Annotated in this window: 14 protein-coding genes; 8 read left to right on the top strand and 6 right to left on the bottom strand. The window is 59.6% G+C overall.

Going from position 1 to position 15707, the window contains the following annotated elements; all coding sequences use genetic code 11:
* Positions 1–274 precede the first annotated feature (274 nt).
* The 4 genes from M9Q49_RS35525 (at position 275) to M9Q49_RS22470 (ending at position 3850) form a co-directional block, all read left to right on the top strand.
* Positions 275–793 carry a gamma carbonic anhydrase family protein gene (locus M9Q49_RS35525; RefSeq protein ID WP_315861189.1) on the top strand — a complete coding sequence of 173 codons (519 nt, stop codon included), beginning with the start codon at positions 275–277 and terminating at the stop codon, positions 791–793.
* 424 nt (positions 794–1217) lie between these two features.
* The gene (locus M9Q49_RS35520) at positions 1218–1349 is read left to right on the top strand and encodes a hypothetical protein (protein ID WP_261365086.1); all 132 of its coding nucleotides are present in this window, start codon (positions 1218–1220) and stop codon (positions 1347–1349) included.
* Positions 1350–1434: 85 nt separating this feature from the next.
* Positions 1435–2058, top strand: a complete 624-nt coding sequence (locus tag M9Q49_RS22475; protein WP_254511089.1) for a hypothetical protein — start codon at positions 1435–1437, stop codon at positions 2056–2058.
* A gap of 169 nt (positions 2059–2227) precedes the next feature.
* Positions 2228–3850, top strand: a complete 1623-nt coding sequence (locus M9Q49_RS22470; protein WP_254511087.1) for a flotillin family protein — start codon at positions 2228–2230, stop codon at positions 3848–3850.
* 124 nt (positions 3851–3974) lie between these two features.
* On the opposite strand, the gene M9Q49_RS22465 is transcribed toward M9Q49_RS22470, so the two are convergent.
* Positions 3975–4904 (bottom strand): DMT family transporter, encoded by a 930-nt coding sequence (locus tag M9Q49_RS22465; protein WP_254511085.1) that lies wholly within the window; start codon positions 4902–4904, stop codon positions 3975–3977.
* Positions 4905–5141: 237 nt separating this feature from the next.
* On the opposite strand from M9Q49_RS22465, the gene serC reads away from it, so the two are divergent.
* Entirely contained in the window at positions 5142–6251 is a 1110-nt protein-coding gene (gene serC, locus M9Q49_RS22460; protein ID WP_254511084.1) for a 3-phosphoserine/phosphohydroxythreonine transaminase, read from the top strand.
* Between the two features lie 57 nt (positions 6252–6308).
* Positions 6309–7931, top strand: coding sequence for a phosphoglycerate dehydrogenase (gene serA / locus M9Q49_RS22455; RefSeq protein WP_254511082.1), 1623 nt, complete (start codon positions 6309–6311; stop codon positions 7929–7931).
* Between the two features lie 31 nt (positions 7932–7962).
* Here the strand turns inward: serA and M9Q49_RS22450 are convergent, their stop codons facing one another.
* From M9Q49_RS22450 to M9Q49_RS22435, 4 genes are read right to left on the bottom strand one after another with little or no spacing between them, the layout of a single operon-like run.
* Positions 7963–8619 (bottom strand): TVP38/TMEM64 family protein, encoded by a 657-nt coding sequence (locus M9Q49_RS22450; RefSeq protein ID WP_254511081.1) that lies wholly within the window; start codon positions 8617–8619, stop codon positions 7963–7965.
* 3 nt (positions 8620–8622) lie between these two features.
* A complete protein-coding gene (locus tag M9Q49_RS22445) occupies positions 8623–9180 on the bottom strand; it encodes an HDIG domain-containing metalloprotein (RefSeq protein ID WP_254511079.1) in 558 nt (185 codons plus the stop codon).
* A 5-nt stretch (positions 9181–9185) separates the two neighbouring features.
* Positions 9186–10823 carry a PPC domain-containing protein gene (locus tag M9Q49_RS22440; RefSeq protein WP_254511077.1) on the bottom strand — a complete coding sequence of 546 codons (1638 nt, stop codon included), beginning with the start codon at positions 10821–10823 and terminating at the stop codon, positions 9186–9188.
* On the bottom strand, positions 10781–12976 hold the full coding sequence (locus tag M9Q49_RS22435) for a DUF1549 and DUF1553 domain-containing protein (RefSeq protein WP_254511075.1): 2196 nt from the start codon (positions 12974–12976) through the stop codon (positions 10781–10783). The genes M9Q49_RS22440 and M9Q49_RS22435 overlap by 43 nt, the downstream gene beginning before the upstream one ends.
* 219 nt (positions 12977–13195) lie before the next feature.
* Between M9Q49_RS22435 and M9Q49_RS35810 the strand changes: the two genes are divergently transcribed.
* Entirely contained in the window at positions 13196–14278 is a 1083-nt protein-coding gene (locus M9Q49_RS35810; protein ID WP_254511073.1) for an App1 family protein, read from the top strand.
* Between the two features lie 120 nt (positions 14279–14398).
* On the opposite strand, the gene M9Q49_RS22425 is transcribed toward M9Q49_RS35810, so the two are convergent.
* Positions 14399–15025 carry a glycosyltransferase family 2 protein gene (locus M9Q49_RS22425; RefSeq protein ID WP_254511071.1) on the bottom strand — a complete coding sequence of 209 codons (627 nt, stop codon included), beginning with the start codon at positions 15023–15025 and terminating at the stop codon, positions 14399–14401.
* Positions 15026–15289: 264 nt separating this feature from the next.
* Here M9Q49_RS22425 and M9Q49_RS22420 point away from each other — a divergent pair, with 264 nt between their 5' ends.
* Entirely contained in the window at positions 15290–15706 is a 417-nt protein-coding gene (locus M9Q49_RS22420; protein ID WP_254511069.1) for a TfoX/Sxy family protein, read from the top strand.
* The last annotated feature ends 1 nt before the right edge of the window (position 15707 follow it).

Here is a 15707-nt window from a genome sequence, read left to right as displayed (position 1 = left end):
GTCGCGATGCAAACGAGCGAATTGGCCCCCACCGAGCTTGCTCAGTGGAGCCGTGATTTTGCACTAGCTAGTTTTATCTCTAGCGGCCTCGCCCCCACCGACCTTGCGTCGGTGGAGCGAATGATTTCACGTGGCGGTTCAACACATGCTCCACCGAGCAAGGTCGGTGGGGGCAAAGATCCTTCCGATCGTGGCTGGTGCAAAATCGTTTCACCACTGAGCAAGCTCAGTGGAGTCCGTTCATATTGAGCAAAAGCACAGCCCGATAGAAATTATGACCATCGATCCACAACAAACCCGCCATCGCCCCGAACTGGTTCACGAATCGGCGTTCATCGCCACTGGGGCGGTTGTTATCGGCAACGTCACGCTTGCCGCCGAGACCAGCGTTTGGTTCAACGCGGTGATTCGCGGCGACAGCGAAGCCATCACGATCGGCGCCGGTACCAACGTGCAGGACGGTTGCATCTTGCATGCGGATCCAGGCAAGCCGTGCGTGCTCGGCGAGCGCGTGACGCTCGGCCATGGCGCGATCGTGCATGGGGCCATCTTGGAAGACGACGTGATGATCGGCATGCGAGCCGTGGTAATGAACGGTGCGCGGATCGGCCGCGGCAGCATCGTGGGCGTCGGTGCCGTCGTGCTCGAAGGAATGGAAGTGCCGCCGGGAAGCATCGTCCTGGGCAACCCGGGCAAAGTTGTTCGTCCTGTGAGTGAACGTCACACCGCCCAGATTCGACATGCCGCAGAGCATTATGTGGCGGCGGCGAAGGTTTATCGGCAATCAGACTAGGCACGCTGCCAAGCCCAAAAATGAACTTGACAATTAGTGAACTAATGTATATTATTTGTTACCGCGAGGTGACGGCATTTGTTTGGCAAAACGGTTGGGATTGAAATCGGCGATTGACTCGCTTGGTCGGTCGCTTGTAGCTATTTCTTGGTGCGTCTGCTGACCCCAAAAACGCGGCGAGGTGGGGAAAATGGTTGTGAATCGACAGCGAAGTGGTAGCCAAGTGATGTGGAAGTAGTGGTGAGACAATGCGGAATGTGTTGTAAAGCGATGAAAAACTGTTGTGAAGTGTTGTGAGAAAAACAGGTCGATTTGGCGTAACGTGTTTCTGGATAATGCTCTTAGTGGGTTTCAAATTCTGAAAACAGTGTTGTACGACCTGGGTTGTGCGGATTGCCTGGCTTGCCGCTGATGGAGAGGGGCGATGCGACGCAGCTTCGGCCAGGGACTTAACGGGCGTAAGTCGTCGGTGAAGTGCGACTTACGTCGACGCGAGATCACTCGCTGCGGCTTCGAGTTTCACCGCGTTCGCGAATCGGCGATTTTGCGGCAATAATTGGTAGACAGCGACGAAGTACTGCCAACGCAACAACTAACGACAAGTCGCCAATCGGGGTGACGAGACTCCACGGAGCCAAGCCATGACTTATCTGTTTCTCTTCTTCGCGGTGGCCGGGGGCACGGTTCTGATTTGCCAGTTTGTGCTCACGCTGGTGGGGCTGGGCGGAAATCATGATGTGCCGGACGATCTGTCGGTGGATCATGGGGGCGATTTTCACGGCGGTGAGGCGAGTAGCGATCCTGCGGGCGATGCCGCGCAGGATCACAGCCACGATCATGTCTCGACTTGGTTGTTTGGAGTCATTTCGTTCCGCACGCTGGTCGCGGCCAGTACGTTCTTCGGTTTAGCCGGATTGGCCGCTCAGCAGGGTGGCGTGGGGCTGCCTTTGCAGCTCGTCGTGGGGACAATTAGCGGCCTGGGCGCTATGTATGGGGTACACTGGATCATGCGCTTGATCGGCCGTTTGGGGGAAGATGGGACCGTTCGCATCCAACGGGCGATTGGCCAGGAAGCGACCGTCTACATTCCGATTCCCGGCGGCAAATCGAAGGCGGGCAAGATTCAGCTGCGGTTGCAAAACCGGCTGCTGGAATATCCCGCGGTGACCGACGCCGCCGATCGCTTGCCGACTGGCACTCACGTGCGCGTGGTCGGCGTGGCGGGAGACGTGCTCGAAGTCATGCCGCTCGCCAAGTCGGCCTAAGACGCGGCATTGAAACCCGATCGCAAAATAATCGCAGGCCGTGACCGCTTGCGAATCTTATAGCTCACTCAGATCGCTGCCTGGAACCGGCCCGGCCGGAGCTGCGCCCGAACCTGCGCAGACCACAAGAACCTAACTGAAAATGAACACATACTCGGGAGAAAACGTCATGTCAGGAACTCTGCTGCTGGCCGATGTGGCCACGATGGCTGGCTTGCTGGGCATCATCATCGTCTTTGTGGCGATCTTGTTCTTCGGCTTTATCATCACGCTGCTCAAGCAGTTCAAGCGCTGCCCCAGCAACCGCGTGCTCGTCATCTTTGGCCGCACCGGCAAAGGTGGCCAGGCCAGCAAGACAATTCACGGCGGCGCTGCCTTTGTGTGGCCGCTGGTGCAAGACTATGCCTACCTGAGCCTCGAGCCCATCCAGATCGAAGTGCCGCTCCGCGGCGCGCTGTCGTCGGAAAACATCCGCGTCAACGTTCCTAGCGTGTTCACCGTCGCGATCGATACCAAGCCCGACGTGATGCAGAACGCTGCCGTCCGCTTGCTCGGTTTGTCGGTGCAAGAAGTTCGCAAGCAAGCGGAAGAAATGATCTTCGGCCAGCTGCGCCAGGTGATTGCTTCGATGGGTATCGAAGAGATCAACCGCGACCGCGATAAGTTCCTCGAACACGTGCAGCACTCACTCGAACCGGAACTCGCCAAGATCGGCCTCACGCTGATCAACGTGAATATCACCGATATCACCGACGAGTCGGGCTACATCGACGCCATCGGTCAGAAGGCGGCTTCGCTGGCGATTCAACAGGCCCGCGGTGACGTGGCTGACAATGAAAAGATGGGTGAAACTCGCGTCGCCGCTGCCGAGCGCGATAAGTCGATTCAGGTTTCGAACGCCCGCAAGGAACAAGCCATCGGTACTCGCGAAGCGCAGCGCGATCAGCTCGTGCGCGTCGCGGCCCTCGAAAAAGATCAGGCGGTGGGTGAGAAGCAAGCGGCCTTCGAACGCGAAGCCTCGGTGAAAGACGCCGAACGCCACATGCGTATTCAAGTCGCCGAAGCCGACGCCTCGGCCATCGACGGCGAAAACAGCTCGGCGGCCCGTGTTGCTGCTTCGCAAGCCGAACTCGCCATCAAGAAGGCCGAAGCCTACGAACGCGGTGAAGGTCGCCGCAAGCAGGCCGAAGCGAATGTGATGGAGATCCAAAATATCGCGATGGCCAAGGCGGCCGTTGCCGAAGCGGAGCGGGTCGAAGCCGAACAACGCGCCAAGCTCGAAGCCCCGGCCAAGGCTCAGAAGGCCAAGCAGATTGTCGACTCCGAAGCGATCGCCGAAAAGCGCCGCATCGAAGCCAAGGCCGAAGCCGACGCGATCTTCCTCAAGCTCGAAGCCGAAGCCCGCGGTCAGTACGAAATCCTCGCCAAGAAGGGCGAAGGTCTGAAGCAGATTGTGGCGGCGTGCGGTGGCTCGAATCAGGCCTTCCAGATGCTCATGCTCGAACACCTCGACAACCTGGCCGAAGCCTCGGCCAAGGCGATCTCGAACATCAAGTTCGACAAGGTGGTGGTGTGGGAAGGTGGCGGCGGCACTGACGGTCGCAGCAGCACGGCGAACTTCCTCAGCGGCATGGCGAAGAGCCTACCGCCGATGATGCAAGTGATGCGCGACATCGGCGGCGTGGAACTGCCCGAATCGCTCGTCAAGCTCGGCAGCGATGCCTCGCCGGTTTCATCCGCTGAAGTGCCGGTGAGCCGGAATGGCGATACGCCTGCGAAAGCGAAAGCGTAACGCGATAGTCGCACAAACCGCAGCACCTCAGGTGCGACCTATCAAAGCCTTGGGCGCAGCCCAAGGTTAAGTCAAACGAAGAATACGAAGGGCTGAAAGCCCGCCCTATATCAGGAGCGGGAATTCAGCCCTTTTCGCTTGGTTGCACGATTGGCTTCTCTCTGATCGATCCCACATAGCGAATTACCAACCCCGTAAAAATCAACGCACCTCCCGTGATCGTCCACCATTTGGGAAAGTGCTCTTCATAGCCCCACGCCAAGCAAACCCACACCGGGACGAGCAACGGTTCGATCAGGCCGATGCCGCTCGCTTCGTGGCCAGGGATTTTCTTCAAGGCATTGGCAAACAAAAAATACGGCAGGCCCATCTGAAACACGCCGAAGGCGGCGAGCATCAGCCATTGGCGACCTTCGGGCCAAGGTATGGTAGTTGAAGGATCAACGAGGGGTCGCAATGCAATCGGCGCGAGCGCGATAGCAGTCACAATGTGATTGAGCGCGATCAACCAGGCGCTTTCGAAATTGCGCAAGAGTCGCAGCGAGAGAACGACACCTGCATAAGTGATTCCCGAAGCCAGGCCGTAGAGCACGGCTTCAAAGTTCGCTCCTTTGGATTCGTAGTACAGAATCATTCCCACGCCGATCGATGACAGTGCGGCCATCACCCAATCGAGGCCGCGGCTTCTCTCCTTGAAAATCAGCACGCCCACGAGGAGCACGATCATCGGCCCGGTGTTCTGCAACCAGATGGCGTTGGCGGCCGAGCCCTTGGCCATGGCGGTGAGATAGGTGTAGTTCATCACCGCGAAGATGATGGTCATCGGAATCAGCTTCCACGACCACTGCGGCTTGCGAACCATCGGCAGCAGGATGACGCAGGCAAAAACCGCCCGCCAGAACGCCAGCGTCGGCCCGCCGAGCGGATTTGTTCGCCAAGCCGCAAACTCCGGTGCCTTGGCAAAGAAGCCGCTGCTGCTCCACAGCAACCCCGCCAGCAACACGAGCAGACGTGCTCGCCAGATTTCGGCAGAGGTGGGCTGCGAAGATTCCATCGGCGAACCTGGGAAAGGAAACGGTGTCCAAGAATCGGGGCAGCATAACACGCCGCGAGAATCGCATAGACAGCCTCTGTCGAGTATTGTTCGCCCCTCCAATTCAGCCCAGCAGATTTGCAGGTTCCCGCATCCGGCGGGTTTCCTGCGGCCACTCCGTCCCCTCCCCGACCCGGGCCGATCATCCTAAAATCTTTGTTTCCACTTTTGCTTCATTTGCTCGGGAGAAGACGTCCGATGTCGACCACCGCCGCCGCCCAGCGTGTTTTCAACTTCTCCCCTGGTCCTGCCGTGCTGCCGCTCGCGGTCCTCGAACAAGCCCAGCGCGATTTGGTTTCGCTCCCCGGCTACGGCATGAGCATTCTGGAAATGAGCCACCGGGCTCAGGGGTTCCTCGATATCCTGGCCTCGACCAAGCAACTGCTGCGAGAGCTTCTCGCCATCCCGGCCAACTACCAAATCGTCTTCCTCCAGGGTGGTTCGCGGTTGCAGTTCTCGATGGTGCCGATCAATTTGCTCCGCGGCCAAGGCGAAGCGGCCGATTACTTGAGCACCGGTTCGTGGAGCAAGATGGCCGTCGACGAAGCCAAGCGCGAGGGCCAAGTGCGGATCGCTTACGACGGCAAAGCCACCAACTACGACCGTTTGCCGACGGCTGCCGAAGCCGGTTTGAATCCGAAAGCCGCTTATACCTATCTCTGCAGCAACGAAACGATCCAGGGTGTGCAGTTCGACAAGGAAATCGAAACCGGTGGCTCGCCGCTGGTGATCGATGCTTCGAGCGACTTCCTCCATCGGCCGCTCGATTTCAAAAACATCGGCTTGGTGTATGCCTGTGCTCAAAAGAACGCCGGCCCCGCTGGTGTGACCTGTGTCATCATTCGCGATGATCTGCTCGAACGCTCGCAAGACAATCTGCCCGGCTATCTCAACTACAAGAATCACGTCAAGGAAGATTCGCTCTACAACACGCCGCCGACCTTTGCCATTTATCTGATGAACCTCGTCCTTCGCTGGCTGAAGGATGACGTCGGCGGTCTGGCCGCGATGCACAAGCGGAACAAGGACAAGGCCGCGTTGCTATACGACCTGATCGACGGCAGCAACGGCTACTTCAAGGGGCACGCTCAGCCGGCCAATCGCTCGCTGATGAACGTCACCTTCCGCTTGCCGAGCGAAGCCCTCGAAAAGAAGTTCTGCAAGGACGGCGAGGATCGCGGTCTCGATGGCTTGAAGGGTCACCGCAGCGTCGGCGGCATTCGCGCCTCGATCTACAACGCGATGCCCGTTGAAGGCGTCAAAGAACTCGCCTCCTTCATGCGTGAATTCCAAAAGTCGAACGGCTAATGTTCCTTATCGCTGTTCCCTTCAATCTGCAATCTTCCATCTGAAATCTGCAATCTCATGGCCCGGATCATTGTTCTCGACGACATCGCCCAAGAAGGTCTCGATATGCTCGCTGCCGCTCCCGGCATCGAGTACGAGGTCCGCACCAAGCTCAAGGGCGAGGCCCTGAAGAGTGCTCTCGCGGAGTTCGATGGCGCGATCTGCCGCAGCGGCGTGACGATCATGGCCGCTGAACTCGAAGGAAACAAGCGACTGAAAGCCATCGCCCGGGCCGGCGTGGGCACCGATAACATCGACAAAGACACGGCGAAGCGCCTCGGCATCGTCGTGATGAACACGCCGACCGGCAATACGCTGAGCACGGCGGAGCACACGTTCACGCTCATGCTCGCGCTGTCGCGCCGCGTCGCCGAAGCCCACATGACGCTCGCGGGCGGCAAGTGGGATCGCAAGACGTACATGGGTTCGCAAATCGCCGACAAGACCCTCGGCATCGTTGGCCTCGGTCGCATTGGTCAAGAAGTTGCCAAGCGGGCCATGGCCTTCCAGATGAAGGTGCTCGGCGTCGAGCCCTACATGTCGAAGGAACAAGCCACCAAGCTAGGCGTGACGCTGTTCGACAAAGTCGAAGACATGCTGCCGCACATCGACTATCTCACCGTTCATACGCCGCTTACGCCGGAAACGACCGGCATGATCAATGCGAAAACGATCGAGAAGCTAAAGCCCGGCTGCCGTTTGATCAACTGCGCTCGCGGCGGTATCTATGACGAAGCAGCCCTTGTCGAAGGCCTGAAGAGTGGCAAGCTCGGCGGTGTAGCCCTCGATGTGTTCGTCGAAGAGCCGAACACCACCAGCCCGCTCATCAAGATGCCGAACGTTCTCTGCACGCCCCACCTGGGCGCCAGCACCGAAGAAGCTCAGCAGCAAGTTGCGATAGAAGCGGTGCAGTTGCTCATCAACTACTTCTCGACCGGCGAAGTTCGCCATGCAGTGAACATGGCTTCGGTCGATCCGGCCACGCTGCAAGCGATGAAGGGCTATCTGAACTTGGCTTGGCGTCTTGGTCTGCTCATGTCTGAATGGCAGCCGGCCGGTGCGTCGAAGTGCCATATCACTTATCGCGGCGAAGTGACGCAGCGAAATACAAAGCTCCTCACGTCGGCATTCTGTGCAGGTTTGCTGCAGAAGGCTCTCGAGGAAGACGTCAACATCGTCAACGCCGAGTTGCTGATTCGCGAACGCGGCATTCAGCTGACCGAAGAAAGCCGAGCCGACATGGGAGCCTTCAGCTCGTCGATGTCGGTCGAAGTGACCGTCGGCGGTCAGTCGCATGTGGCATCGGGCACGCTCTTCGGCAACAACATGCCGCGGCTGGTTCGCCTCGACGATTGGCGGCTCGAAGCGTACATCGACGGCAACCTGCTGGTCTTCACCCACAGCGACGTGCCGGGCATCATCGGCGCCGTCGGCACGATCTTTGGCAAGCACAAGGTCAACATCGGTCAAATGACCGTTGGTCGCGCTGCTCCCGGTGGTACCGCAGTCGGAGTGCTCAATCTCGACTCGGTTCCGCCCAAGGAAGCGATCGACGAAGTCCTCGCCCATCCGAGCATTCAAACGGTCCGCGTCATTCCCATGCCGACAGCGGATAAGTTGCCAGCGTGGTTGGGGTGGTAGGAGCGGGAATGAGAGAAGCGGGATGCGAGACTTAGCTCTCTCGATTCCGCATCCACAACCATAGCCTGAACGCTGCAATCATCAGCACCGGCGCGCCAATCGACACGCCGATGGCGAGCGGCAGCAGTTGGAACTGCTCGGCTACGCGCCCAAATGCGGCATACAAAAACGCCAGGACCAGATTGCTGAAGAGTACTGGCGGCAGAAATGTTCGCCAGGGCATTTGATGTAGCCCGACGAACAGTACGCTCGCTTCGGCGACCACCGGAATGCCGCGAGCGATGACCAGCAGCCACGGCCCGAACTGCCGCGTGAGTTCTCCCGCGCGGGCGAGTTCCTTCGGTGTTGTCAGCCACGACACGATCGGCGTGCCGATTCTTTTTGCCACTGCAAAGCCGATCACTGCGCCCAGCGAAGTGCCGGTCCAGGCGATAAGAGTGCCGAGTAGCAAGCCGAACTGCCAACCGGCTGCTGTGCAGAGGACGCTCGACGGAATCAGCAGAAAAATATCGCTGGCGAGCAGGCCGATGATGATGATGGCCGTCCACCACTGCGATTGGTTCGTTTGGCCCCATTTTGCAACCTGATCTTCCCAGCCGGGATACAGCCAGGCAAAGAGCAGGAACGGCACGATGGGGATGAGCAGCACCGCCAGCATCGGCAACATGGGCCGGAGATATTCACGCATGGCTCAGTTCGATTCCGGCATCTGCTGCAGTGCGGCGATGCAGAATTGAATGTGCTCATCGAGATCTACGCCCAGGTCGGCTGCGCCGCGGTCGATGTCGTCGCGATTCACGGCCGCGGCGAAGTTCTTGTTCTTCAGTTTTTTCCGCACGCTCTTGGCTTCCATGCCGTCGAGTTTTTCGGGCCGGACGGCAGCGCAGGCGATGAGGAAGCCACAGAGCTCGTCGCAGGCGTAGAGCGTTTTGTCGACGCGATTCACCCGCGGGCAATCGGGCAAATAAACAGCGTGCGACTTGATCGCGTAGATGATGTGCTCGGGATAACCGAGGTCGCGCAGAATCACGGCGCCTTGGAGCGGATGATCGGGCGGATTCGGCCAGCGTTCATAGTCGAAGTCGTGCAAGAGGCCGACGATGCCCCAGGCCGTTTCATCTTCGCCGAACTTGCGAGCGTACGCTCGCATCGCCGCTTCGACGCAGAGCATGTGCCGGCGGAGCGATTCGCTCTGCACGTATTCCTGCATCAGCGTGAGCGCGGCGGCGCGGTCGAGTGGTTGATCCATCGAAGCTACTTCGCTTTCTTCACAGCCAGCCACGGCTGAAAATGCTGAAAGGTGCTGCCACCGAGCGTTTGAGAAAAACTCGCAGTGGCGAGTTCACTGGCAGCTTCTTCAGAGCCACTCTTCGCCACGATCCGCAGCGGGCCGGCCTGGGCTTCTTCGCTGGCGGTGAAAATCAGCTTCACCGTTTTCGCCGTGTCCCCTTTATTTTGCGACTTCGCTTCGGCCACGGTGATTCCGGCCGGCAGGTCGGCAGCCGTCACCGTCACTTCATCGCTGAAATTCTGCCGGTTGATCGTCACAGGGATCTCGACCGTCTTGCCCGGCTCGATCACAAAATTGCCAGCCGCGACGCTGATCGTCACGCGCGACTGCTGCGGCCCGATCGTCAGGCGATAGACGTGTCGCGGGCCGCTGCCGTGAAAGGTGTCGCGCAGTTCCAAAATATACTGGCCGTCGGCGGGAAGGGTCGCGCTGAGCGATGGATCCGGATTCTTGGCCGAATCGTCAGCTTCGGCGATGACGCTGCCGTCAGGGCCCATCAGTTTCAGCGCAGGATCCAGTTCATAGTTCAATGCCGCCGACTCGGCCGTGATCGAGAGCTTGGCCCCCTTCGTTCCCGTGAAGAGATAGCGATGCGCCGAGTGCCGCCGCTCGAGCACGCCGCTGATGCAACACGGTACGGTGATTCCCTGGCCCGTCGCAGTTATGGCATCGCGATTCGTCACAACCAGCGGCACTTCGACCACTGCGAGCGGCACCAAACCGACGGCTTGTTGCGGCGACCAGAACCAGGGCTCGCTCGTTCTCGCAGCTGGTGCGATGAGCGTGGTTTTCTCATCCGGCAGATTCCAACCTCTGGGCTGAACTTCCGTCGGCTGCGAGCGCGAAACAGCCAGCGGCAGTGTGTGATCGACGTAAGGGCCCGTCGTTACCAACAGTCGATAGACGAACAGTTCGCCGCCGGCGAAGTTGATGGTGCTATCGGGCGCGGCAGGCAGGGTAAAAGTGCGGATGAGATAGGAACCTGCCGTCTCAGCGCGAAACGTGATCATCGGATCGAGTCCGCTCGCATCCTGGTTCATCGCGAGGACCTGATTGCGCTCGTTGCAAATCTGTAACGCGGCATCGGCGGGCGAGCCGAGGATTTCGTAGGACTGCAGCGCGACGACCAGCGTTTGTCCCGCGTCGAGTTCCACGCGATAAGTATCGGTATCGCTCTTCTTGTCGAACTTGCCGTGAACGACGGCAGGGAGGGGCACATCCTGCGGAATGCGGAACGAATCGTTCGGTTCCTTCTCGCGCACGCTCGGTTGGGCCGCGACGATGAACGGCCGGGGCTGCGAAGCTCCTTCGTCATCGATTAGTCGAATCCAGGCGATGCCGCAGGGAGCGTCATTCGGAATGTTGATGACGAGCTTTCCCTTGCTGCTGCCGCAATCGGCTTTCAGCCGATCGTTACTGCACCAGAATTTGACCGGCCAGTTGTTGAAGGTGCCTGTGATGGTGACTTCTGGCGTTTCGCCGAGCGCACCGCCAACTGGGAACAACGACGTGACATCAGGCGGAGCCGCGAACGCATTGCCGAGCAGTCCGCACACCATCATCGCTGGAAGAAAAACTCGGGCGTATTGAGCAATGCCCATAGCAGGTCCTCCGCGGATTGGCGACGAGAAGTTTCGGGACGGGCGAACACCTGCGCGCCGATGTCGCGCTCGGCAGCGTCGGGTAAGCGGCCGTAACAGAGCATGTAGAGTTCTTCGACGATCTGATCGGGTGAGCGCTCACTCTTGGCAAGTTTATTGGCCACGCCGTCGTCGGAGGTGACTTTGCCTTGGATCGTTTTCGAGTTCATCAAGTGCAAGGCCTGCGTCACGGCGCCGTCGGCGAGGCGCTCACAGGGCGGATCCTGATTCGGATCGGGCCGGCCGAAGGTATCGAGCGTCAGGCTGTCGATCCGCGTGGTCCACAGTTGGCTGGCCCGCGATTCGGCGGGCATGGCTTCATATTTTTCGGGTAAGCCGGTGATATCGCAAATGGCATCGGCGAGGACTTCGGCTCGCATCCGAGTGCGGTAACGGCGGGAGAAGTTCTTGGTGTCTTGGACGTTCGAGCCTTCGGGCTTCACGTTCAAACCGTAGACGTGCGAGGTGCAGATCGCGCGGATCAGCTTTTTCTGATCGTACTTTTGTTCGCGCAGGTGATTGCCGAGGGCGGTGAGGAGGGCGGGGTTCGACGGCGGATTGGTGGCTCGCAGATCATCGACGGGCTCGACCAGGCCGCGGCCCATCAGTTCGGCCCAAATGCGGTTGGCAATCGTTTGCACGAAGAACTCGTTTTGATCCGACGTGATCCAATCGGCTAGCGCTCGGCGAGGATCGGCCCCTTCTTCGATCGGCGGCGCCGATCCGTAGAGCGGCTTCGGGGACATTTCGGCGCCGGTGGCAGGGTGTGTAACTTTCACGGGTTTGCCGAGGAGGATGAATTCCTCGCTGCCGGAGATCGGCGGCGAGAGGCCAGTGCCCTTGCGGCCGACGCGGGAGAAATACGCGGCAAAGCTGTAGAAGTCGTCCTGGCTCCATTTTTCAAACGGATGGTGATGGCACTTCGCACAATCGAGCCGCGTGCCGAGGAAGAGTTGCGAAATCATCGTGGTCAGTTCCGCGGGTTCACGGCGATCGCGAAAGACCACGGCAGCGCCGTTTTTCCAGGTGCTCCCTTCGGCGGTCACGATCTCGCGCACGAATTGATCGTACGGTTTGTTCTCGCGCAGGCTGTCGCGAATCCAAGTATCCATCGCCATTACGGTCTTGATGCCGACTCGGTACGGATTCGGCCGCAGCAGATCGGCCCATTTGCCGGCCCAGTGATCGACGTATTCGGGTCGTGCGAGCAAATCGTCGATGAGCTTCTCACGCTTGTCGCTTTTCGTATCGGCGAGAAAACTCCGCACTTCGTCCGCCGTCGGCAGACGACCGATAACATCGAGATGAGCGCGGCGGAGGAACGTAGCGTCGTCGCACGGTTGCGAGGGGAGCAGTCCTTGCGATTGCAATTTGTTCCAAACCAGGCCATCGATGAAATTCTTGCGCGGCAGTGCGGCGTATTGAGCTGCATCGACATCGCCGCTCACGGGTATGGCCACATTGCAGGTTGCGATGACGGTCATGTAGCGCGCCATGAGCGTCGCTTCGCCCGGCAGAGCACCGGCGGTGATCAAGCCGCCTTTGTCGACGGCGACGATGGCAGGTTCGTTCGATTGAAAGGCGGTGCGCGCGGTCACGTCGCGCTGCGAACCATCGGAGTACGTCGCCGTCACGACGATCTGCAGTTTTTCGCGAGCAGCCAGCGCGACCTGCGTCGGCTGGAGTGTTACGCCGACGAGTGTCGGTTCATTTTCGATCCGCCGCACGGCTCCGCCAGCAATCCAGTCGCGCAGCAGTGCGAAATCGGCTCCTTCGGGATCGAGTCGCTGTCCGCCGCCGTGGGGGACGAGGCCGGCACCCTTTTGCAGCAGCAGGCTGCGCTCGGGAGCAGCCAAAAAGAGTCGACGACCACGGGCATGCTGGGTGAGGGCGTCGTAGTCGAAGTTGGGATCAAACGAGAGGAGCGACAGCTGAAAGCCGTTCTGGCCGCGACTTTTGCCGTGGCAGGCACCAACGCTGCAGCCGTTGGCGGCGAGGACCGGCTGCACATCGAGCTCAAAGCTAAGTTTTTTCGGCGGTTCGGCTCCCAACGCGACGGCTGTGAAGCAGAGCAGTAAGATTCCCGAAAGGCAGCGGCAAGCAAGGTTTAGCATGGTGTTGCCGGCGGGAGTGAGATGGGCGGGGAGCTCTTATTGTACGTACTCCAATGAGCGCAACTCAAGTCTGTGTAGTCGCCGCGGTCCTAGTGACGCGCCTCATGCTAAGCCTGAGAGGGACGCTAATTTCAACTTCGTCACTTCAACTTGACAACGACCCCCGAGAAAGGTCTAGTCAAGTCGAGCTAGGGACGGTTTTTAGGAGTTCTGGCCAAAGTGCTTTCACGAATGTTGCCGCGGCGCACCAGTGCGACTGGTTCTAACGCGTCGTCCAACCTGCGCGAGAACAACGCCCAAGTCGTTCTCTTTCCCACGATCGGCTACCGAGTAGCCGACGGACGGACATGGCACGTGCAGGTGCATGGCGACGTCTTTTCGCAGCGACCCGTCGGCCTCGGTAAGCGGTTTTTGTTGAAGGTGCTCCAGCGGGTCATGCGGGTTCCGGCGGGAGCTTTTGAAACGCAACTGTTCCAACACCGCATCCAGCGGTTTCTGGCTCACGATGAAGCCGGCAAGCAAATCGCCGTCAAACTAGGCGATGCCGTCCATACGTTGCCGCGCAAGACCCGACCCAACGGCCATTTCGTCGGCACGCTGAAGGTCGCCGATGAGCACCTCTCGCCGCTAATCACCGCGACGTCGCCCAACCACCGGCAGGTATCCCTCGAGGTCTGCACACAGGCCGGCGACACGCTGGGTCTGAAAGGGCAAGTTCACCTCGTCGATCCGCAGGGTGTGTCGATCATTTCGGATATCGACGACACGCTAAAGCATTCGCATGTCATGTGCCGCCGCACGCTGCTCGCGAATACCTTCCTCAAGGAATTTGAACCAATCGCCGGCATGGCACAGCTGTTTCAGTCTTGGGAAGCGCAGGGCGCGGCGTTTCATTACGTCTCGTCTTGCCCCTGGCAGCTCTATCCGCACTTGCAGGCGCTCTTCGGCGCGTCGGGTTTTCCCGTTGGCTCGTTCCACCTGCGCGCGTTTCGGCTGCGCGATCATTTGCTGCGTAAGCTGCTACTGCGCAAGCCGACGAAAGCAGTTGTCATTCACTCGCTGCTCAAGCTCTTCCCGCAACGCAAATTCGTGCTCGTCGGCGACAGCGTCGAAGCCGATCCAGAGATCTACGGCGCGGCGGCGCGTCATTTTCCGAACCAGGTAAAGCAGATCCTGATTCGCAGCCTGCCGGGCCCGAAGAACGACCCGAATCGCTATGCGGCAGCCTTTCGTGGCTTGCGCCCCGGCGTCGTGCGGATGTTTACCGCGGCGGGGGATATTGCGCACGATTTGCCGCAGTGACCATTATCGTCGATTTTCGCGTCCCTCCGCTTGCCAAACACGCCGAAAGTCGCGGAGCTCTTCCGGCGGCGCGCGGTCGGTTGATCTCAACCCACGAGCACGGAGTGATCGACGACACTGTTATTCACCGAGCGCCAGTTCGCGCAGGTGACCGAGAAAGCTGCGCACTCCGCGCTGCATGCCACCTTCGTGGTTGGCATCGGTTCGCGAGTGCATGGCAACGACAGGCTCGGCGTCTTCCGAACGCATTTCTTCAATCGCGCCCCGGCGGATCATATGGATGGCACCGGCTTGGTTGGTTTCACTGGCGTGCTGCTTCAGGGCTTCTCCCCAAGCGGTTAGCCGATCGAGCAACTCGGGCTTCAGGTTCAGCGGCTTGGCTGGCGTGCGGGCCATCACTAGCTGCTTATCCTGCCGCATTTCCCACAGGCGACGCAGATCGTTGCTGCTGATCGAAGCGTCTTCGTCCTGCACGAAGACCACTTCGCCGCGGGCTTGTTCGATGCCGGTGCGAACGGCTTGTTGCGAGCCTCGGCTGACGGTGTTGCGGAGAGCGCGGATCTGCGGATACTCGCGCGACAACTCAGTCGCGACGTCGAACGTGTGATCGGTCGAACCATCGTCGACGATCAGCACTTCGAACCGCTGGGTGAGTTCCGGAATGATTTCGATCCAGCGTGCCACTTGCCGGGCCAGCGTGCCTTCGCAATTGCGCACGGGCATGATCAGACTGAGCGTGTTATTCAAGGGTGCCTCGCAGAAGAGTGGGCGGCAAGCCGCTCGGCCCGGCTGAAGAACGTTCGACCAGGAAGCGTAGCCGGGGCTCGCGGAGTGGTCGCCTTCAGACACGGGGGAGCAGTGGTACTCGCCGCCAAAGCGATTAGTGGCATCGTCCCAGGCGCGAACCCGCGATTAGCTCCGGCTGTCGCTTTCATCTGGCGTCGGTTGTGAGCCCCATAGCAATGGTTCACAATAGACTGACGAGTCCATGTGCACCGCCAAATAGCCGCCATGCCGGTCAGTCAAACATTTCGCTTGTGGGTTGCCGAACAACTCCGCCCCAACGTTCGCCAACTGCGCGATCGGAGTATGTTCGGCGGCGTGGGCATTTATGCCGGTGAGTTGTTCTTTGCCCTGCTGGCCGAGGATCGCTTGTACTTGAAAGTCGACGATACCAATCGGGCCGACTTTGTCGCGGCGGGAATGAGCCCGTTCTGTCCGTTCGGCGATGAACGGATGGTGATGCAGTACTATGAAGTGCCGTTGGAAGTGATCGAACGCCCTGCTGAATTGTCGGCCTGGGCTGCCAAATCGATTGAAGTGGCCCGCGCGGCGAAGAAGAGCAAGCCAAAAAAGAAGACCGCGAAGTCGAAGGTGGCCACGAAAAAGGTCGCCAAAAGAGCACCGCAGAAACGGAAGAAGAGTTAGA

The organism is Anatilimnocola floriformis (assembly GCF_024256385.1).
Taxonomy (GTDB): Bacteria; Planctomycetota; Planctomycetia; order Pirellulales; family Pirellulaceae; genus Anatilimnocola; species Anatilimnocola floriformis.
Note: the sequence above shows the minus strand (reverse complement) of the source record. Positions and strands in the feature narration are given on the sequence as shown.

Bases quoted from the DNA above. Each gene is read 5' to 3' on its own strand.
- M9Q49_RS35525 (WP_315861189.1), top strand. From the start codon at position 275: ATGACCATCGATCCACAACAAACCCGCCATCGCCCCGAACTGGTTCAC.
- M9Q49_RS35520 (WP_261365086.1), top strand. From the start codon at position 1,218: ATGCGACGCAGCTTCGGCCAGGGACTTAACGGGCGTAAGTCGTCGGTG.
- M9Q49_RS22475 (WP_254511089.1), top strand. From the start codon at position 1,435: ATGACTTATCTGTTTCTCTTCTTCGCGGTGGCCGGGGGCACGGTTCTG.
- M9Q49_RS22470 (WP_254511087.1), top strand. From the start codon at position 2,228: ATGTCAGGAACTCTGCTGCTGGCCGATGTGGCCACGATGGCTGGCTTG.
- M9Q49_RS22465 (WP_254511085.1), bottom strand. From the start codon at position 4,904: ATGGAATCTTCGCAGCCCACCTCTGCCGAAATCTGGCGAGCACGTCTG.
- serC (WP_254511084.1), top strand. From the start codon at position 5,142: ATGTCGACCACCGCCGCCGCCCAGCGTGTTTTCAACTTCTCCCCTGGT.
- serA (WP_254511082.1), top strand. From the start codon at position 6,309: ATGGCCCGGATCATTGTTCTCGACGACATCGCCCAAGAAGGTCTCGAT.
- M9Q49_RS22450 (WP_254511081.1), bottom strand. From the start codon at position 8,619: ATGCGTGAATATCTCCGGCCCATGTTGCCGATGCTGGCGGTGCTGCTC.
- M9Q49_RS22445 (WP_254511079.1), bottom strand. From the start codon at position 9,180: ATGGATCAACCACTCGACCGCGCCGCCGCGCTCACGCTGATGCAGGAA.
- M9Q49_RS22440 (WP_254511077.1), bottom strand. From the start codon at position 10,823: ATGGGCATTGCTCAATACGCCCGAGTTTTTCTTCCAGCGATGATGGTG.
- M9Q49_RS22435 (WP_254511075.1), bottom strand. From the start codon at position 12,976: ATGCTAAACCTTGCTTGCCGCTGCCTTTCGGGAATCTTACTGCTCTGC.
- M9Q49_RS22420 (WP_254511069.1), top strand. From the start codon at position 15,290: ATGCCGGTCAGTCAAACATTTCGCTTGTGGGTTGCCGAACAACTCCGC.